General features: G+C 37.5%; 21 protein-coding genes. 3 read left to right on the top strand and 18 right to left on the bottom strand.

Annotated features, from left to right (window positions below; all coding sequences use genetic code 11):
• Positions 1 to 97 precede the first annotated feature (97 nt).
• A complete protein-coding gene (locus tag PI85_RS22825; RefSeq protein WP_042737493.1) occupies positions 98 to 961 on the top strand; it encodes a YitT family protein in 864 nt (287 codons plus the stop codon).
• A 49-nt stretch (positions 962 to 1010) separates the two neighbouring features.
• On the opposite strand, the gene PI85_RS22820 is transcribed toward PI85_RS22825, so the two are convergent.
• The 8 genes from PI85_RS22820 to rpsF all read right to left on the bottom strand — a co-directional run bounded on the left by PI85_RS22820 (position 1011) and on the right by rpsF (position 8686).
• Positions 1011 to 2300 (bottom strand): adenylosuccinate synthase, encoded by a 1290-nt coding sequence (locus PI85_RS22820; RefSeq protein ID WP_008177939.1) that lies wholly within the window; start codon positions 2298 to 2300, stop codon positions 1011 to 1013.
• Between the two features lie 233 nt (positions 2301 to 2533).
• Entirely contained in the window at positions 2534 to 3895 is a 1362-nt protein-coding gene (gene dnaB / locus PI85_RS22815; protein ID WP_008177941.1) for a replicative DNA helicase, read from the bottom strand.
• Positions 3896 to 3908: 13 nt separating this feature from the next.
• Complete coding sequence (gene rplI / locus PI85_RS22810) at positions 3909 to 4355, bottom strand: 50S ribosomal protein L9 (protein ID WP_036121876.1); 447 nt, start codon at positions 4353 to 4355, stop codon at positions 3909 to 3911.
• On the bottom strand, positions 4355 to 6325 hold the full coding sequence (locus PI85_RS22805) for a DHH family phosphoesterase (RefSeq protein ID WP_036121881.1): 1971 nt from the start codon (positions 6323 to 6325) through the stop codon (positions 4355 to 4357). The genes rplI and PI85_RS22805 overlap by 1 nt, the downstream gene beginning before the upstream one ends.
• A 13-nt stretch (positions 6326 to 6338) precedes the next feature.
• Positions 6339 to 7280, bottom strand: a complete 942-nt coding sequence (locus PI85_RS22800) for a YybS family protein (RefSeq protein ID WP_036121884.1) — start codon at positions 7278 to 7280, stop codon at positions 6339 to 6341.
• Positions 7281 to 7504: 224 nt separating this feature from the next.
• Positions 7505 to 7741: a 30S ribosomal protein S18 gene (rpsR, locus tag PI85_RS22795; RefSeq protein ID WP_004233359.1), complete on the bottom strand. Its 237-nt coding sequence runs from the start codon at positions 7739 to 7741 to the stop codon at positions 7505 to 7507.
• Between the two features lie 38 nt (positions 7742 to 7779).
• Positions 7780 to 8352, bottom strand: a complete 573-nt coding sequence (ssb, locus tag PI85_RS22790; protein ID WP_036121887.1) for a single-stranded DNA-binding protein — start codon at positions 8350 to 8352, stop codon at positions 7780 to 7782.
• A 46-nt stretch (positions 8353 to 8398) separates the two neighbouring features.
• Complete coding sequence (gene rpsF / locus PI85_RS22785) at positions 8399 to 8686, bottom strand: 30S ribosomal protein S6 (RefSeq protein WP_008177955.1); 288 nt, start codon at positions 8684 to 8686, stop codon at positions 8399 to 8401.
• 178 nt (positions 8687 to 8864) lie between these two features.
• On the opposite strand from rpsF, the gene PI85_RS22780 reads away from it, so the two are divergent.
• Complete coding sequence (locus PI85_RS22780; RefSeq protein WP_036121890.1) at positions 8865 to 9449, top strand: DUF3267 domain-containing protein; 585 nt, start codon at positions 8865 to 8867, stop codon at positions 9447 to 9449.
• Positions 9450 to 9490: 41 nt separating this feature from the next.
• On the opposite strand, the gene PI85_RS22775 is transcribed toward PI85_RS22780, so the two are convergent.
• From PI85_RS22775 to PI85_RS22760, 4 genes are all read right to left on the bottom strand, one after another.
• Entirely contained in the window at positions 9491 to 10531 is a 1041-nt protein-coding gene (locus PI85_RS22775) for an acyl-CoA dehydrogenase (RefSeq protein WP_036121892.1), read from the bottom strand.
• A gap of 82 nt (positions 10532 to 10613) precedes the next feature.
• Entirely contained in the window at positions 10614 to 11714 is a 1101-nt protein-coding gene (ychF, locus tag PI85_RS22770) for a redox-regulated ATPase YchF (protein ID WP_036121895.1), read from the bottom strand.
• 98 nt (positions 11715 to 11812) lie between these two features.
• Entirely contained in the window at positions 11813 to 12013 is a 201-nt protein-coding gene (locus PI85_RS22765; RefSeq protein ID WP_036121899.1) for a DUF951 domain-containing protein, read from the bottom strand.
• A 1-nt stretch (position 12014) separates the two neighbouring features.
• Positions 12015 to 12887, bottom strand: a complete 873-nt coding sequence (locus PI85_RS22760; RefSeq protein ID WP_036121904.1) for a mechanosensitive ion channel family protein — start codon at positions 12885 to 12887, stop codon at positions 12015 to 12017.
• 91 nt (positions 12888 to 12978) lie between these two features.
• On the opposite strand from PI85_RS22760, the gene yyaC reads away from it, so the two are divergent.
• Positions 12979 to 13611, top strand: coding sequence for a spore protease YyaC (gene yyaC / locus PI85_RS24140; RefSeq protein WP_036121907.1), 633 nt, complete (start codon positions 12979 to 12981; stop codon positions 13609 to 13611).
• Here the strand turns inward: yyaC and PI85_RS22755 are convergent.
• From PI85_RS22755 to mnmG, 6 genes are all read right to left on the bottom strand, one after another.
• Positions 13528 to 14244 (bottom strand): DUF554 domain-containing protein, encoded by a 717-nt coding sequence (locus PI85_RS22755; RefSeq protein ID WP_008177967.1) that lies wholly within the window; start codon positions 14242 to 14244, stop codon positions 13528 to 13530. The genes yyaC and PI85_RS22755 overlap by 84 nt on opposite strands.
• A gap of 77 nt (positions 14245 to 14321) precedes the next feature.
• The gene (locus tag PI85_RS22750) at positions 14322 to 15170 is read right to left on the bottom strand and encodes a ParB/RepB/Spo0J family partition protein (RefSeq protein ID WP_036121909.1); all 849 of its coding nucleotides are present in this window, start codon (positions 15168 to 15170) and stop codon (positions 14322 to 14324) included.
• Positions 15163 to 15924 (bottom strand): ParA family protein, encoded by a 762-nt coding sequence (locus PI85_RS22745; RefSeq protein WP_008177971.1) that lies wholly within the window; start codon positions 15922 to 15924, stop codon positions 15163 to 15165. The genes PI85_RS22750 and PI85_RS22745 overlap by 8 nt, the downstream gene beginning before the upstream one ends.
• A 221-nt stretch (positions 15925 to 16145) precedes the next feature.
• Positions 16146 to 17048, bottom strand: a complete 903-nt coding sequence (gene noc, locus PI85_RS22740) for a nucleoid occlusion protein (RefSeq protein WP_036121912.1) — start codon at positions 17046 to 17048, stop codon at positions 16146 to 16148.
• 180 nt (positions 17049 to 17228) lie between these two features.
• Positions 17229 to 17945 carry a 16S rRNA (guanine(527)-N(7))-methyltransferase RsmG gene (gene rsmG, locus PI85_RS22735; RefSeq protein WP_008177975.1) on the bottom strand — a complete coding sequence of 239 codons (717 nt, stop codon included), beginning with the start codon at positions 17943 to 17945 and terminating at the stop codon, positions 17229 to 17231.
• A 115-nt stretch (positions 17946 to 18060) separates the two neighbouring features.
• On the bottom strand, positions 18061 to 19953 hold the full coding sequence (gene mnmG / locus PI85_RS22730; RefSeq protein WP_036121916.1) for a tRNA uridine-5-carboxymethylaminomethyl(34) synthesis enzyme MnmG: 1893 nt from the start codon (positions 19951 to 19953) through the stop codon (positions 18061 to 18063).
• Between the last annotated feature and the right edge of the window lie 11 nt (positions 19954 to 19964).

Genomic DNA, 19964 nt, shown 5'->3' with positions numbered 1-19964 from the left:
TACTTTTTTAATATTCCGATAAAATATAAAAGAAGGCACATTATGGATTGGAGCGATTAAATTGAGTGATTCACAGACCTCTGATATGGCAGCAAAAATGCTGCGGCATCAGAAAAGTAACATGCGTAAAACATTTCTAAGGATTATTATGGTATCGTTAGGTGCAATCATTATGGCTTTGGGCTTAGAGTTATTTTTAGTACCCAACCACATTATGGATGGAGGCATCGTAGGTGTTTCCATTATTACATCTCATTTATTAAATTTACCCCTTGGTATCTTCATCTTCATTTTAAACTTACCTTTTATTTTTTTAGGCTACAAACAAATTGGTAAAACCTTTGCGCTGTCCACAGGGCTAGGTATTACTGTACTCTCTACTGCAACACTTGCCTTACATAACCTACACCCATTTACGGAAGATACATTATTGGCCACAGTTTTTGGTGGGATGATTTTAGGAGTTGGTGTCGGTATTGTCATTCGTTATGGTGGTTCGTTAGACGGAACTGAAATATTGGCAATTTTATTTAATAGTAAAACTCCTTTTTCAGTTGGAGAAATCATTATGTTCTTCAACATTATTATTTTTGCAATAGCAGGATTTGTATTTAACTGGGAACAAGCAATGTATTCCATCATTGCATATTATATTGCTTATAAAATGATTGATATTGTCATTCAAGGGTTGGAAGAATCAAAATCAGTTTATATCATAAGTGATGCTATTGATGAAATTGGACAAACCATTATGGATCGACTTGGTCGTGGTGTCACTTTCCTTCATGGTGAAGGGGCTTATACAGGAAATGATAAAAAGGTCATCTTTACTGTTATTACTCGCTTGGAAGAATCGAAGCTGAAAACCATTGTTGCCGATATCGATGACAATGCATTTTTAGCCATTGGTAATATAGCAGAGGTAAAAGGTGGTCGTTTTAAGAAGAAGGATATTCACTAAGAAAAGGGCGTACCATCTATGGCACGCCCCTTTTATTGTATTTATTTTATTAGGCTTCCCAAACATCTACTAATACGTTTGTTTGCTCACGAGCAGGACCAACTGAGAAAGTAGCAATTTGAATACCTGTTAATTCACTAACACGCTCTACATAGCGTCGTGCATTTTCAGGTAGCTCTTCTAAAGTACGGCATGCTGTAACGTCCTCAGACCAGCCTGGAAGCTCTTCATAGATTGGTTCACATTGTTCAATAATATGAAGATTTGCTGGGTACTCTGTAATTGTTTCACCTTTATAGTTATAGGCTGTACAGATTTTTACTGTCTCTAAACCAGATAAAACATCAATTGAGTTAAGTGCTAGATGCGTAATACCACTTACGCGACGTGAGTGACGAACAACTACCGTATCGAACCAACCTACACGACGTGGACGGCCTGTTGTTGTACCATATTCACGACCAACTTCACGAATTTGCTGACCTACTTCATCAAATAATTCTGTAGGGAATGGACCATCACCTACTCGAGATGTATAAGCTTTAGATACTCCAATAACGCTTGTTACAAGTGAAGGACCAACACCAGCACCAATTGCTACACCGCCTGCTACAGGATTTGAAGATGTAACATATGGATACGTACCTTGATCGACATCAAGCAAAATACCTTGAGCGCCTTCAAATAATACTTTACCGCCTTCATCAAGTACATCATTCAAAATTTTAGATGTATCTGTCACATATTTTGCGATTTCTTGACCATAACCATAGTATTCCTCAAAAATCTCTTCGAAAGTAACACCTTCGACTTCATAGAATTTCTCGAATAATTTATTTTTAATGGCTAAATTATGACGTAGTTTTTCTTCAAAAATATCCTTATCAAGTAAATCAGCCATACGGATACCAATACGAGCTACTTTATCTTGATAGCATGGTCCGATCCCTTTACAAGTTGTCCCAATTTTATTATCTCCGCGGCTTTCTTCATCCGCAATATCTTGCTTTATATGATACGGCAGAATAACATGTGCACGGTTAGAAATACGTAAATTATCTGTATTAATGCCACGTTCTTGTAAGCCTTTTAGTTCTGTTACTATTGATTTTGGATTGACAACTAATCCATTACCAATAACTGAAGTTTTTTCTTTATAGAAGATACCTGATGGAATTAAATGTAGTTTATATGTTTCACCATCTATTTTAATGGTATGTCCTGCATTATCTCCACCTGCAAAACGAGCGATTGCATCGGCTTTTTGCGAAAGGAAATCCGTAATTTTACCTTTTCCTTCGTCTCCCCACTGTGTTCCTACAACTACTACTGATGTCATAATCAGCACCTCCGTTAGATACCTGTGTATCTCAATTTTTTAGCCTCAATCATTGTAACAATGATAGAAACACCTCGTCAATAAAAAATAGTGAAAAAACACGAACATAAAATCAAAAAATCTGATTCAACGTTCGTGTTTAATAACAGAATGGTATGAATATTATCGAACATTCAGATTAATTCAGTCCAAGGTTAATTTGTAGAGGCAATTTATCTGAATGACGCACATGATTAATCACGTGACGGTGGCGGTGGCATTTGTGACCAATCCACATTAATGAATTTATTGAACTCTTTTTTAAAGGCAAGTGTAACAGTCCCTGTTGGACCATTACGTTGCTTTGCAATAATAATTTCGATCATATTTTTACTTTCAGACTCTTTATCGTAATAGTCATCACGGTATAAAAAGGCTACAATATCAGCATCTTGCTCAATACTTCCCGATTCACGTAAATCACTCATCATCGGACGTTTATCTTGTCTTTGCTCCACTCCACGAGATAGCTGCGATAAGGCAATAACAGGCACCTTTAATTCACGTGCTAGTCCTTTTAGCGATCGTGAAATCTCAGATACCTCTTGCTGACGGTTCTCGCCTGGTTTCCCACTACCTTGAATAAGCTGTAAATAATCAATCAGGATCATTCCAAGCCCATTTTCTTGAGCTAAACGTCGACATTTTGCACGAATCTCATTAATACGTACACCCGGTGTATCATCAATAAAAATCCCTGAATTCGATAAACTCCCCATTGCCATAGTTAGTTTACCCCAATCTTCCGTAGTTAAAGCACCTGTACGTAAAACTTGTGCATCAATATTTCCTTCTGCACATAGCATACGCATGACAAGTTGCTCTGCACCCATCTCTAAAGAGAAGATTGCAACATTCTCTCGTGCCTGTACGGCAACACTTTGCGCAACATTCAAGGCAAAGGCAGTTTTCCCTACGGATGGACGGGCAGCTACAATAATTAAATCATTACGTTGGAAGCCAGCAGTAATGTTATCCAAATCACGGAAGCCTGTCGGTATCCCCGTTACATCTCCCTTTTGTGATTGAAGCTGCTCAATGTTGTCGAAGGTTTCCACTAGCACATCTTTCACATGCTTAAAGTCCCCCGCATTCTTCCTATTGGCAACCTCCATCATTTTTTTCTCTGCTTCGCCTAGTAATGCCTCTACTTCGTCTTCTCGTGTGTAGCCATCCTCAACAATTTTAGTAGCAACACGAATTAAGCGACGTAATAGTGCCTTTTCCTCAACGATTTTAGCATAGTGAGCAACGTTGGCAGCTGTAGGGACAGCATTGGCGAGCTCTAGTAAATAAGATAGCCCGCCAACGTCTTCAATCTCTTTTTTAGCTGATAATTCTTCTGTAACTGTAACAACATCTATCGCTTTTCCTTGATCGCTTAACCGTAGCATTGTTTCAAAAATCTTCTTGTGGGCGTTTAAATAAAAATCATCTGCCAATAAAATTTCCGATGCTGTGATTAAAGATTGTGGCTCAAGGAAAATTGCACCGATAACCGATTGCTCCGCCTCCCGGTTATGCGGTGGAACGCGGTCCATCATCGGTTCGTTCATGGATCGTCGCTCCTTATTCTTCCGTTACATGTACTTTTAATGTAGCTGTTACTTCATGATGTAGTTTTACAGGAACATTTGTAAAGCCTAGTGCACGAATTCCATCATTTAAAGTCATTTTACGTTTATCAATTTTAATGCCATGCACTTTTTGTAGGGCATCAGCAATTTGCTTGGTAGACACTGAACCAAATAGACGACCGCCTTCACCAGACTTTGCTTTTAGCTCAACTGTTAATGTTTCTACTTTTTCCTTTAACGCTTGTGCTTCTGCTAGTTCAGCTGCAGCATTTTTTTCTTCTAATTTCTTCTGACCATCTAATTGACTTAGTGCTTGAGCGTTTGCTTCTGCTGCATAGCCATTTTTAATTAAGAAATTTTGTGCGTAACCATCTGCTACGTTTTTAATTTCACCTTTTTTTCCTTTTCCTTTAACGTCTTTTAAAAATACTACTTTCATTAGTCAGAACTCCCTTCAAAGACCTCTTCTATGGCCTCTTCTAATTGTGTTTTCACGTTATCAATTGTTTTGGCTTCTACTTGGCAGGCAGCGTTCGTTAAATGACCACCACCGCCAAGTCTTTCCATAATAAGCTGGACATTGACTTCGCCTAGTGATCGGGCACTAATTCCTATTTTTCCATCTGCCCGATGTGCAATAACAAAGGATGCACCAACATCCTTCATAGTTAGTAAAATATCTGCTGTTTGTGCAATTAAGACAGAGTCATACACTTTCGATTCCTCACCTACAGCTACAGCAATTCCTGGCTTTACGAATTTAACCGTTTGCACTATTTTTGATCGCTCAATATAGGTGTCTACATCTTCTTTTAAAAGACGTTGCACTAATACTGTATCGGCACCATTCGTCCGTAGGTACGAGGCAGCTTCAAACGTACGTGCACCCGTTCGAAGTGTAAAGCTCTTCGTATCGACAATAATACCCGCTAGTAGTGCAGTAGCCTCTAGCATATTAATCTTTGCTCGCTTCGGCTGATATTCTAATAACTCAGTTACCAGCTCAGCAGTTGATGAGGCATACGGTTCCATATAAACAAGTGTTGGATTTTCAATAAAATCCTCACTTCGTCGATGATGGTCGATTACAACAACCTTTTCAGCTAGCTTTAATAGGTGTGAATCAATAACTAAATTAGGTTTATGTGTATCCACAATAACAAGCAAGGACTTTTCGGTCATTTTCCCTGCAGCTTCCTCTGGTGTTAGGAAGTTTTCATAGAAATCAGATTTACTCTCTATTTCATTCATTAAACGTGTAACGCTACCATTTAACTCATCAAAATTTATGATGACATAGCCCTTCACATCATTCATTTGTGCCATTTTCCGAACACCGACAGATGCACCAATCGAGTCCATATCAGGGCTTTTATGTCCCATAACAAATACTTGATCACTATCTTGAATTAAATCACGTAATGCATGTGAGATGACGCGAGCTCTAACACGTGTGCGCTTTTCAACCGGATTCGTTTTCCCGCCATAAAATTTTAGCTTTCCTGTAGGTTGCTTTATGGCAACTTGGTCACCACCACGTCCTAATACGAGATCCAGACTTGATTGTGCCAATTCGCCAAGCTCCACTAGGGAGGACGAACCCGCTCCTACACCAATACTTAATGTTAAAGATAAATTCTTTTGCGCTGTTTTTTCTCGGATAACATCTAAAATAGCAAATTTTTTCTTTTCAAGCTCTGTTAAAATTGACTCATTTAATACTGCTAAAAACCGATCTGATGATATTCGTTTTACAAATACACCATGCTCAGCAGCCCATTCATTGACGATTGAAGTAACCATTGTATTCGTTAAACTACGTGGTTGGTCATCCATGGCCTGTGTGATTTCATCGTAATTATCAACAAATAAAATAGCGATAACTGTACGATCTGCAAAGTATTGCTTCTCAATAGCAATCTGCTCAGTAATATCAAAGAAGTATAGTAATCGTTCCTCTTTTTTATAATAAACACGATATTTACGATCACGTAATGTAATTGTAGCCTCATTTGTTTCTTCAGTCTTCATTAGTACATAGATATCATCAGATATATTAACAATTCCTTCTCCGACTAATGATTCCATATTTAAGATACCTTGCATATATGGATTCGACCATTCTATTTCATATTGCTCGTTCACCAACAGTATCCCAATTGGCATTTCAAGCAATGCTTCTTCCCCTACTTTTTTCATGCGGAATGAAATGGATTCTATATGCTTTTCAGTTTCTTCAAAAGCAATCTTTTCCACCTTCCATGTGTAGACCATCAGTAAAGCAAAACCTATTCCATAACCTATACCTATCCCGATATTCCAAATACATAGAAGTACGAACGTCACAATTCCAAAAATGGAAAGAACAAAAAGCGGATAGCGAATTGGTCGTTTTCTAAAAGTTCCCATTACAATCAGCCCCTTATTCTTTAGTCTTCCCCTTTACAAGTGAACGTACGTCAAAACCTAAATCAACGATACCTAGTAAGATCATGAAGGATGATAATGGAATAGCTAACACGGTAGCAACCCATTTAACCCCATTTGGCATCCCTTTTCTAGAAATGAAATAATGGATAAATGATATCCCTTGTAGAATGAGTAGCACCCATAAAATATAAGAAACATTCAATACAATTATATCTAGTGTAGAACCAGCCTCTGGACGCATAAATAAATTAATGCATAAAACGATCATGTAGTACCATAAAATAGATCGTGGTAAGCGCATATTTTGGAATGGTGCAAACTTTGGAACATCCACGCCAAGTCGTTTTAAAGCTGGCAAATTTAGCGCTATGATAATAAATGCAGCAAAAAATGCTGATATTGTTATTGTTGCAGGCATTGTCAGCTCGATCGTGTTAAACATAGCCTCTAGCTGTTCCGGCTTTATCGCCACTTGCCCTGTAACGTTTTTCGCAAATTCATTTGATTGCTCATAATTTTTGCGAGCCATCTCTAGACTCATGCTAATAAAGTCAATTCCTGCAAGTTTTACATAGGCAACATAAACAAGTGCCATCGAGATTAGATTAGCAATCCCCGTTGACATAAATAAATAAAGCTTACTCTTCTTCTGATAAATGGCGTTACCCATTACGACGCCCAGCAACCCCATTACAAAGGCAAATGGTAGCATCGATAGTCCACTCGTTATAGTGGTTAACATACAGCCTACTATTGCTACGAGTATTGATGAAGAACGTTTGTAATTTGCGCTATACCAAGCAATCGGTAGTGGAGCGAATATTAAAGCTACTATAAAAACGAATGGTACATATGCGGAAATCAGCATTAATATTGTAAAAAGTGCAACCATCATCGAGCCTTGGACAAGCGCTTTTGTTTGATTATTCGGCATTGAAAACCTTCCTTTTTTTCAGTCAAACTTACTACCCTTTATTGTACCATTTTTTCATAGTATTGAACAAAAATCGCTTAGATCACTATATGCTTTATTATGAATTTTATCTAAAAAACGTCTACTTCAATTTTCGATAAAAAAAACCAGCATACCCGATACGAATATCGTAATATGCTGGTATTCAAAATTGATGTAAGGTCAATTCCTTAACGTCATCAATCTTATTTGTCTTCTGCTACGAATGGAAGTAATCCCATGATACGAGATACTTTAATAGCTGAAGTTAATTTACGTTGGTACTTTGCACTTGTGCCAGTTACGCGACGTGGTAAAATTTTACCGCGCTCAGAGATGAATTTTTTTAATAAATCTACATCTTTGTAGTCGATGTGCGTAATATTGTTTGAAGTGAAGTAGCAAACTTTACGGCGTTTGCGGCCTCCGCGACGTGGTGCCATAGTGTGTCTCCTCCTTATCTTTTTTTATTGTAGAAGCATTAGAATGGAAGATCATCCTCAGATACTTCTATCGGTCCTTTGCTATTAGCAAATGGATCCTCATCTACACGTGTATAGTTTGGCTGATTCATAGGTGGTTGATTTTGCTGATAAGCATCGCCGCCGCCATAGGAACCCTGTCCTGGCATAGCGCCACCAAACTGTTGTTGTGGTTGACCACCGCCATATGACGGTTGGTTATTACCGTAAGTTTGTCCACTACCGTATTGAGGAGCAGGAGCTCCGCTACCATTACGTGGTTCTAAAAACTGTACGCTATCCGCCACAACGTCTGTTGTATATACTCGCTTACCGTCTTGTCCTTCATAACTGCCTGTTTGGATACGACCTTCTACCCCAATTAAACTTCCTTTTCGCATGAAGTTCGCTAGGTTTTCAGCCTGTTTTCGCCATGCAACACAGTTAATGAAATCAGCTTCACGTTCACCTTGTTGATTTGAGAATGCACGATTCACAGCAACTGTAAATCTTGTAGACGCAATTCCATTTGGTGTATAACGTAGCTCAGGATCTTTTGTTAGTCTTCCAACTAATACGACACGGTTTATCATCAGAATGCAACCTCCTTTTCAGCGTTTTGTTAAAAATAATTCAATATTAAGCTTCTTGGCGAACTGCAATGTGACGAATGATGTCTTCGCTGATGTTAGCTAGACGTGTATACTCGTTGATTGCATCTGAAGTAGCGTTTACTTTTACGATTTGGTAGTAACCTTCGCGGAAGTCTTGAATTTCATAAGCTAAGCGGCGTTTGCCCCACTCTTTTGATTCGATGACTTCTGCACCGTTAGAAGTTAAAGCTTCGTTGAAACGTTCAACTAGAGCTTTCTTCGCTTCGTCTTCAATGTTCGGACGTACGATGTACATTAATTCGTATTTTCTCATCTGTTTACACCTCCTTATGGACTAGGCTCTCCTATATTAAGGGAGCAAGGAGCAAGTAATAAATTATTACTCACATCAATGAATTGTAACATATAGGTACTTTTCTTTCAAGTCGCAAACTTACAATTCATTTTATATAATGAACGTAACCTGTTTAATTCGTGAAAGGAGAACTTTTGTGCTACAGAATAAAGAACCTATTGTTATTGAATTAAATATAAAAAAATTAATGATCGACAATAATGTGATCACAATTGGTCTTGTCATATTATTTATAGCCATTCAATATATTTGCTTTAAAGATTTTCACTTTTCTTTTTGGGCTTTCATTGGTGGTACAGTACTGTTTGTTATTCTGTATGTAGTTTTTATTATTTTGCATGAAGCTTTTCATTTGCTTGGCTTTATGCTCTTTGGCAAAGTACCTTTGAAGTCTTTACAATATGGCATAAACTTAGAGCTAGGTGTTGCCTATGCAACTACTACAAAGCCTCTATATAATCACGCCATGAAACGGGCATTATTGCTGCCATTTTGGACGACTGGCGTTCTTCCTACTATTGCAGGGTTTTATTTTAATAATACCATTTTAATACTGGTAGGAGCCTTATTAATAGCAGGTGCAGTAGGTGACTTTGCCATGTATAAGGAGTTACGAAAATATCCTAATAACGCCTTAGTGCAAGATGATCCTAAATTACCGAAGCTTTATGTTTATATAGAAAATGACCATTCACCAAGGCAAGATACATACGAAAATTAGACTCTGTCGTTCGTCAAAATGACAGAGTCTAGTCACAACTCTTAAGGAGTTAAAAAGCCATGCTGTGCAGCTGTATACAAATTCCTCCAAATGCGATTTATTGAGGCAGTCTCGGTAATAGCATCCATGCCAAGATTACGTATTAATTTATTGGCAATCTCTATACAAGCAGCAGCAATCTCTTTACTCATTTGTGTAAATTGTGTTAGTTCTTCCTCTGTCAAAGATTTATCTCCCTGATGCTTTTGCCAATATTCCGACAAGGTTGTATAGAACTGCTTTTCAAATTGTTTAAAATGCTTCTGTTTCTGCATGAGTAAAAATTGTAATGCTCCCATACGCTCAGCTTTATGGGCATCATGATTGCGTTGCTTTATTAAAATAAATGCTTCTTCTAAAAAATTCTCAGTTATCCCTAGACAAACGCTTAAAAAGGAAGCCTCTGCAAAGGTGGTAAATGGAAAGGTGTGTACAGCATTCCCATAGCTATTTCTAATCGTACCTATTTGGAAAGTAGCCTCTTGAGGTACCCATACGTTGTTCACGCGAATAGTATGACTTGCCGTTGCCTTCAAGCCCATTGCGCGCCAATCATTTAAAACTTCAACATCTTGACGGTCTAAGGAACAACTAATGACCTTTTCTGTTTTCACGCCATCTTGCTCTATCAAACAATTCATTGTAAAGGTTGTAGCATAGTCCGAACCACTACAATATTTCCATTGCCCTGTTACTACATAACCATCTTCTACTTTTACAGCTACACCCGTTGGATAACCACTACCTGCGATAACTGCATTTTTAGGGGTAAAGATTTTTTCGCACATTTCTTGGCTAAATGCTGGAATAAATGCATTACCTCCAGTCCCGATTGTCACAAGCCAACCAACATTACCGTCGAGGGCAGCTAGTTGTTGAAACACTTTTATTCCCTCTACTAAATCTAGATTCTTACCTCCTAGTTCATTTGCAGTGAACAATTTGAACAATTTCTGTTCATACATAAACTCTAAGACATCCTGGGGTAATCTTTCTAGCTGCTCAAACTCTAGACCACGTTCTTTTATGTCCATTACGTTCATTTGATGTCACTCCCATACACTAAAAATTCAGATAAAATAACAATTGAAAAAAGGCAATCACTAAGATTGCCCTCTGTTCATCTTATACATTAAAGCGGAATAACATTATATCGCCATCTTGAACTTCATACTCTTTACCTTCAAGACGTACCTTACCAGCTTCCTTAGCCGCTGCTTGAGAACCTGCCTCTAATAGATCATCATAAGCAACTGTTTCAGCACGAATGAAGCCTCGTTCAAAGTCTGTATGGATGATCCCTGCACATTGCGGTGCCTTCATCCCTTTACGGAACGTCCATGCACGAACTTCTTGTACACCAGCAGTGAAATACGTAGCTAAGCCTAATAAGTCATAAGAAGTACGGATGAGCTGATCTAAACCAGACTCTTTAATTCCTAATTCTTCTAAGAACATAGCCTTTTCCTCATCGTCTAGCTCTGAGATTTCTTCCTCGATTTTTGCACAAATTGTAATGACTTGAGCACCTTCAGCTGACGCATATTCATGTACCTTTTTGACATATTCATTATTGTCAGCATCCGCCACTTCATCTTCTGAAACGTTGGCAACATACAGCATTGGTTTAATTGTTAGCAAATGAAGACCTTTAATTACCTTTAGTTCATCATCTGAAAGCTCGGCAGCACGCGCTGGTTTACCGTTCTCTAACTGCTCTTTAATTTTTAAAAGTACTGGCTCTTCAATCATGGCCTCTTTGTCTTTTTGTTTGGCCATTTTGCTAACACGTTGGATACGTTTATCTACTGATTCTAAATCGGCTAGTGCTAGCTCTAGGTTAATAACCTCGATATCATCAATTGGATCCACCGCACCCGATACGTGTGTAATATTTTCGTCTACAAAACAACGTACAACTTGGCAAATGGCATCTACTTCACGGATATGCGCTAAAAATTTATTCCCTAGACCTTCACCTTTGGAAGCACCTTTTACAATCCCAGCTATATCTGTAAATTCAAATGCTGTTGGTACTGTTTTTTTAGGTACAACTAATTCTGTTAATTTATCTAAACGTGCGTCTGGTACTTCAACGATACCGACATTCGGATCAATCGTTGCGAATGGATAGTTTGCAGCCAATGCGCCCGCTTTTGTAATTGCGTTAAATAATGTTGATTTTCCAACGTTAGGTAAACCAACGATTCCAGCTGTTAATGCCATGAATGGACACAACCTTTCTATAATCAGTTCAAATTTTCTCTCATATAACCTTTTCTATTATATTGATTCACTTACAAAAAGTCTAATATGCCTGAAGTTTAGGCCTCACTAGCAGAAAGTAAAACCTTTTTCATTTTTTTCTCAAATTCTCGACGTGGAATCATTACGCTATGTTGGCAACCTTCACATTTAATTCGAACATCAGCACCCATACGAATAATCTTCCATTGATTCGTACCACAAGGATGTTGCTTTTTCATTTCAACAATATCATTTAAACCATATTTCTTTTCTTCCACCTTACTCACTTCTCCCCTCACCTTTGTCATAGAACATCATTTTTGGATGAGCCATTGGTATACGATGCTCCTCAAAAAGCTTTGTCACATCTCGGCGAATACTACGAGCCACTCCATATTGTTGCTGCGGTAATGTTTCTGCTGCAATGCGGATCGTTACCTCTGTACCTTTGACATTTTGTACACCTAAAAACACTGGTGCCGCTATTAATTCTTTATGTTTTTCTGGTAAAGATTCTAAATACTGATTAATAACCGTTTCCGCTTTTTCAAAGTCAGCATCCGCGGTCATTTGTAAATCTATAAAAATTTTGGAGTTGTTAACAGAGTAATTGACGACCTCACCAATTGCACCATTAGGAATGATAAATTGCTCTCCAGTCCCCCCATTAATTTTCGTAGTACGTAAACCAATTTCTACAACTGTACCTTCTGCTCCATTAATTTTTATATAATCACCTACACCAAACTGATCTTCAAAAATAATAAAGAAGCCCGTGATAACATCCTTCACCAAACTTTGGGCACCAAAACCGACGGCTAAACCAACAATCCCTGCCCCTGCTAAAAGACCGGCTACCTTTATATTTAAAGAAGATAGAATGCCAATGATTGCAGAGAAATAAACAACATAGGAAATTACACTTTGTAATAATCTCGAAATCGTACGTTGACGTCGCTCTGAATGATTTAATGGGGAACGCATACGGATTAAAAATAATTTTTTAATTAATTTTTTACCCATTCTTACAGCTATCCAGGATGCTAGTAAAATTAGCATAATCTCAATAGAAGAATCTATGACACCTTCCCAAAGTTTGTCAGATGTGAGCTTTTCCCAGTATCTCTCCATTAATTTCTTATTCCATTCCATCGTTTCCACCTCTTGAATAACTTGCTAAAAATTTGCGTATACTGCATAAAAATTGAGCACTTCTAAAAATAAAAAGAAAGTGAGTTTTTTTATGAATACTATACCAAATTTGTTACTACCTTATTCCCTTCATCACGAAAGTAAAAATGCTGTTTGGCAATTAAGTACATTATTTTTAGAATATATACCGTTTCATCATGAACGACTAATTTTTTGCTGCATTGGCAGCGACCGATGTACAGGTGATACGCTTGGACCGTTAACGGGTAGCTTTTTAAATAAGTCAGTTAGCTTCCCCTATGAAATTGTCGGTTCTTTAGAAGATCCGCTACATGCTCTAAATCTAGATTCTACTATTCAACAGCTACACAATCATACTACAAAACCATTCATTATTGCGATTGATGCCTGTCTTGGTAGTGAGCAAAATGTCGGTCATATTTCCGTTCAAAGCGGTCCTATTTTTCCTGGGAAGGCTGTAAAAAAAGAATTACCCCCAATCGGTGACATTTCCATTAAAGGAATCGTCAATATTGGAGGTTTTATGGAAATGCTTGTTTTACAAAATACAAGGCTTCATATTTCTTATGCTATGGCTGAAAAGCTTTCAAGAGCATTATTACTGGCTGCCCACCGTTATTCATTGAAAAATGTAGAAGAAAGCAACCATAATACCAACAATGACGATACCTGGCAGCAAGTTAGCAGCCTTGATCTTAGTTAAACCAGCTATATTTAACCCTATTGCCATAATCATAACGCCGCCAACGGCTGTCATTTCGGTAATATACATTTGTAGCGCAGCATCAGGTATAAAAGAACTAATGACCCCTGCAAAAACTGCAATTAATCCTTGATAAATAAAAACAGGTATCGCCGAAAGCAATACACCTATACCTAATGTGGATGCTAGAATTATGGATGTAAAACCATCTATTAATCCTTTTGTAATCAATACATTATGATCATTACGAAGACCGCTATCAAGTGCACCAATAACAGCCATGGAGCCAACAACAAAGATTAATGAAGCAGTGACAAACCCTTCTGCAATGCTAATTTGATTTTGATCATTTCGTTTTGTACGAAATAATGACTCTACCCATTTGCCTAGGCGATTCATTTGCTTATCTAAATCTAACCACTCACCTACTACAGTACCCACCACTAAACTTACGATTAAGATAATAAAATTATCACTTTCAAATCCCATTTTTATCCCTAATAATGCGACTGCTAAACCAATTATGGATAGGACAGTAGACTTCATAGATTCAGGAATATTTTTGAAAATTCGCCCCACTAATGCACCTGCTATAATTAGCACAGCATTAATCAATGCCCCTAGTATTACCACCCTTTTGCCTTCCTTCTCTCTAAAAAATAGAGAGCGCCTGTTTGCTTGGCGCTCTGATTAAATTATATAAATATCATTTATTCTTCTTGTACATTGAGGATTTCTAATATGCGCTCTAAATCATCTTCAGAGTAAAATTCTATTTCAATTTTCCCTTTATTATTATTCTTTCTAATTTGAACATTTGTTCCAAAATAATCTCTTAATTGAGATTCCTTCGCCGCCACAAATATATCTTTTTTCTTGGGCGGAATTGTTTCACGTGAAACTTCCTCATTTAAGGATTGTACTAACATTTCAACTTGGCGGACATTTAAACCTTGCTTCATTACCTTCATGGCAACTTCAGAGATTCGTCTTTTATTTTTTAAGCCGAGTAATGCCCTACCTTGTCCCATAGATAGTGTGCCATCATTCATAAATTTTCGTACATCTTCAGGTAAAGCAAGGAGGCGAACATGGTTAGCTATATGTGGTCTACTTTTTCCTAAACGCTTTGATAGCTCTTCCTGTGTTAAATGTAAGTTTTCCATTAAGCTTTGGTAGGCTTCTGCTTCTTCAATGACTGTTAGATCCTCACGCTGAAGGTTCTCTAGAATAGCTAGTTCCATCATTTGTGCGTCTGATAATTCTTTAATGATTACAGGAATAACATCTAAACCTGCTAGTAAACACGCTCGATAACGACGTTCCCCTGCAACGATTTCAAATTTACGCCCCTTTTTCCGTACAGCAATAGGTTGCAAAATGCCATGCTCATTAATCGAATCTGCTAATTCTTGTAAAGCTTCTTCATCAAAAATTTTACGAGGCTGAAATGGGTTTGCAACAATTAAATCTAATTGAATTTCTTCCACTTGCCCACTTTGTTCTAATGACTCTCCTGGAAATAGTGCACCAATGCCCTTTCCTAAACCTTTAGCCATTTTTAATCACTTCCCTCGCCATCTCCAAATAAACTTCTGCACCTCTAGATCTTGCGTCATAAGTGATGATTGGTTGCCCATGACTAGGTGCTTCACTTAAACGCACATTACGAGGAATTATCGTTTTATATACTTTATCTTGGAAATATTTTTTCACTTCATCTATAACTTGTAAGCCAAGGTTTGTTCGTGCATCTAGCATTGTTAGTAAAACACCATCAATATATAACTGTTGGTTCAAATGCTTTTGTACAAGACGAACAGTAGATAACAATTGGCTTAGACCTTCCAATGCATAATATTCGCATTGTACTGGAATAATCAATGCATCTGAAGCTGTTAAAGCATTAATTGTTAAAAGTCCTAAAGATGGTGGACAGTCAATAATTATATAATCGAAATCTTCTTTTACATTTTGTAATGCATGTTTCAAACGCACTTCCCTTGAAATAGTCGACACCAATTCAATTTCAGCGCCTGCAAGCGAAATTGTGGCTGGCACAATTGATAAATTATCTACATTTGTTTTTTGAATGACATTTTCAACATCTTCATCATCAATGAGCACATCATAAATACAACTTTGTATGTCTCCTTTATTAATACCAAGGCCACTTGTTGTATTCCCTTGCGGATCAGTATCAATAAGTAGCACTTTCTTACCTAAATAGGCTAGGCAAGCGCTCAAATTGACTGAAGTTGTTGTTTTTCCTACGCCACCCTTTTGATTGGCGATTGCTATAATTCTACCCATTTAAAAGCACCTGCTTTCATTTATCAACGTTTACTTTGACAAATCATTTGTAAAATCAATGTATTTAACCCGCATCTAACTTTCATTCTATCAAAAAAACAGTTAGAAGTTGTATAAAATATTAAGAATATATACAAAAAAGGAGACACCTCATTCAACTTTCTGAGATATCTCCTTTTTATAGTGAGGGAAAATTTACTAATAAATTATTCCGAGATAATTTATTGCACCTTTTTCTTTTTAGGTATCTTCACCGTAATTTGATAATATTCTTCTGTATCTTCTTCTTCCGTATTTACCGTAATACCACTTTTCGTTACCATCGTTAATGATTGCTTAATAGTATTTAAGGCTATACGGACATCTTTACTAATGGCTTTGCGTTTCGGCCTTGCTTTCTTTGGTACCGACTCCTCTTGCTCGTCTGTTACCGGGTGCAAGATGGCCTGAATCTGTTCCTCTAACTGGCGAACATTCCAATCACTATCAACTGTTTGTTGTAAAATTTCTAGTTGTAATGGTTGATCTTTAATAGCAATTAATGCACGTGCATGTCGTTCAGAGATCTTGCGCTGTAATATGGCTTGTTGCACTTCATCTGGAAGCCTTAATAAACGTAATTTATTGGCTACAGTGGATTGTCCTTTTCCAAGTCTTTGGGCAAGAGCTTCTTGTGTGAGCTCATGTAGCTCCAACAATTTTTGATAGGCTACCGCTTCTTCAATTGCAGTTAATTCCTCACGCTGTAAGTTCTCTATTAACGCAATAGAAGCTGTCTCCTTATCGGTTAAATTACGTACAATAGCAGGAACCTCTGTCCATTGTAGCTTTTTCATAGCTCGATAACGACGCTCACCGGCAATGATTTCATATTGATTTTCTGATGTTTTACGTACAACAATTGGCTGAATCACACCATGCGTATGAATGGTTCTTGATAATTCTTCAATTTTTTCATCATCAAAAATAGTACGTGGCTGAAAACGGTTAGGTACAATTTCATCAATAGGCAATTTTATGACTTCTTCTGCTGTTTGAACCGCCTCTGCTTGTTCTACTTCATTTTTCACAATAGGCTCTGTTTTACTTCCGCCTCCAAAAAAACGTGAAAAAGGACTTTTCATCCAAGTGGCACCACCTTTAAGTAACTATCTTGCTCTGTCTCATTCTATTATTATTTATTATATTTCCTCAAATGTATATAGTTCATAGATGACTTTTGCGTGAACCATCCATAACTAGTATGTATGCTCAAAATAGAAAAAATATATTCTACTTTGAGAAAGTTTCACATGAAACACTAATTATTGAATTGGTGTTTTATTTGGTACACCTGGCTTACGCGGGTATTTTTTCGGTGTTCCTTTTATTTTATCAAATATATATAAAGTGCGGTCACTTTCTTCCACAGGTAGCTTGAAAGAATATTCTTCTTTCAGTTTAACACCTAATGTTGTTAATGCTTTTTTAGCATCTTTTAATTCTTCTGCACCTGCAGCTGCTTTTAAGGCAACAAAATAGCCATCTTGTTTTGCTAATGGCACACATAGCTCCGATAAAACAGATAAACGAGCTACTGCACGTGCTGTCACCACATCATATTGTTCACGATATTTTAAATTTTGACCAAACTCTTCTGCGCGGGCATGCACAAAATTCATATTTTCTAATTGTAACTCATCACTTAAATGGTTTAAAAATGTAATTCTTTTATTTAAGGAGTCGACAATTGTGACATGTAAATGTGGGAAACAGATTTTTATTGGGATACTAGGGAAACCAGCACCTGCTCCTACATCACAAACAGTTATTACTTTTGAAAAATCAAAATAAAATGAGGCACTGATTGAGTCAAAGAAATGTTTTAAATAAACACCTTCTAAATCTGTAATAGCAGTCAGGTTCATCTTTTCATTCCACTCGACTAGTAATTCAAAGTATTTTTTAAATTGAGCAATTTGCTTTTCGGAAAGCTCGATGCCTTTTTTTTTAAGTGCCTCAATAAATTGTTGTTCGTTCATGTAAAGTCTCCTTTATTAATCTAGCCATACTAGTACATCTTAACAATAGTATTGCTTTAAAAATAGGAAGCGGGCACAATGGTATGCCCGCCCCTTATTCACTTTACTGTTCTTATTAACCGCTTATTTTCGCGATTTTACCTTGTTCAATGTAAACAAGCAGAATAGAAATATCTGCTGGGTTCACACCAGAAATACGAGAGGCTTGTGCAATGGAAAGCGGTGTAACTTGTTTTAATTTTTGACGCGCTTCTGTCGCTAAACCAGAAATTGCATCATAATCAATGTTTTCAGGAATTTTTTTATTTTCCATTTTATGCAGCTTCTCTACTTGTAGCAATGCTTTTTCGATATAGCCTTCATATTTAAGCTGAATTTCAATTTGCTCTTTTACTTCTTCTGTAAATTCGATATCTGCCGGAATTAATGAGGAAATCATCTCATAATGCATTTCTGGGCGTTTTAGTAAATCAGCGCCACGAATTCCATCTTTTAATTCACTACCACCAGCAGAACGAATAACAGCTTGTGTAGCTTCATTCGGTTTAATAATTATTTCACGAAGACGTGCAATTTCATTATCAATCAATGCTTTTTTCTCATTGAACTTGTCATATCGTTCTTGTTGAACCATGCCGGTTTTATAGGCTAACTCTAATAATCGTAAATCAGCGTTATCATGACGTAACAATAAGCGATACTCTGCACGAGATGTTAGTAAACGATAAGGCTCGTTTGTTCCTTTTGTCACAAGGTCATCGATGAGTACCCCTATATAGGCATCCGAACGACTAAGGATTAATTCCTCTTTGCCAAGTACATTAGCTGCAGCATTCATTCCTGCCATTAATCCTTGGGCGGCCGCTTCCTCATAACCGGATGTACCATTAATTTGGCCAGCTGTATATAAGCCTTTAATGCGCTTTGTTTCTAGTGTTGGCCACAATTGTGTGGGTACAATTGAATCATATTCAATGGCATAGCCAGCACGCATCATTTCTGCGTTCTCTAAGCCTGGGATTGATTTTAGTAAACGTGTTTGAACATGCTCTGGTAGGCTTGTTGATAAACCTTGAACATAAACCTCACGTGTATTACGTCCTTCTGGCTCTAAGAAGATTTGATGTCTCGGCTTATCGTTGAAGCGTACTACTTTATCTTCAATTGAAGGGCAGTAGCGTGGACCTGTCCCTTTAATCATCCCAGAATACATCGGTGAAAGATGTAAATTCGCCTCAATTATTTCATGTGTTTCAGGGCTTGTATACGTTAACCAGCAAGGTAGTTGGTCCATAATGAATTCCGTTGTTTCAAAACTAAATGCACGTGGAACTTCATCTCCTGGCTGAATTTCAGTTTTATCATAATCAATTGTACGATTATTAACACGTGGTGGTGTACCGGTTTTAAATCGAACAAGGTCAAAACCAAGCTCTTTTAAATTATCAGCTAAGCGAATTGACGGTTGTTGGTTATTAGGACCACTTGAATATTTTATATCCCCTATAATAATTTCACCGCGTAGGAAGGTACCTGTTGTGACAACTACTGTTTTGGCACGATAAATTGCACCAATTTGTGTAATAACCCCTGTTACTTCTCCATCCTCAATGATAAGTTCTTCTACCATTCCTTGATGGATTGTTAAGTTTTCGGTTTCTTCTAATATGCGTTTCATCTCTTGTTGATACAAAACTTTGTCAGCTTGCGCACGTAATGCACGTACAGCTGGGCCTTTTCCTGTATTTAACATTCGCATTTGAATATGCGTTTTATCTATAACTTTCCCCATGACGCCACCTAAAGCGTCTATTTCACGTACGACGATTCCTTTGGCAGGACCACCAATGGATGGATTACATGGCATAAATGCAATCATATCTAAGTTGATCGTTAACATCAGTGTGTTAGCACCCATTTTAGCCGCAGCATGTGCAGCTTCTGAACCTGCATGACCTGCGCCAATAACGATCACATCAAACGTGCCTGCCTCATATTTTGTTGGCATGCTCGTATCTT

Source organism: Lysinibacillus sp. A1, from assembly GCF_000801965.1.
GTDB lineage: Bacteria > Bacillota > Bacilli > Bacillales_A > Planococcaceae > Lysinibacillus > Lysinibacillus fusiformis.
This window is presented reverse-complemented; position numbering and strand designations above follow the sequence as displayed.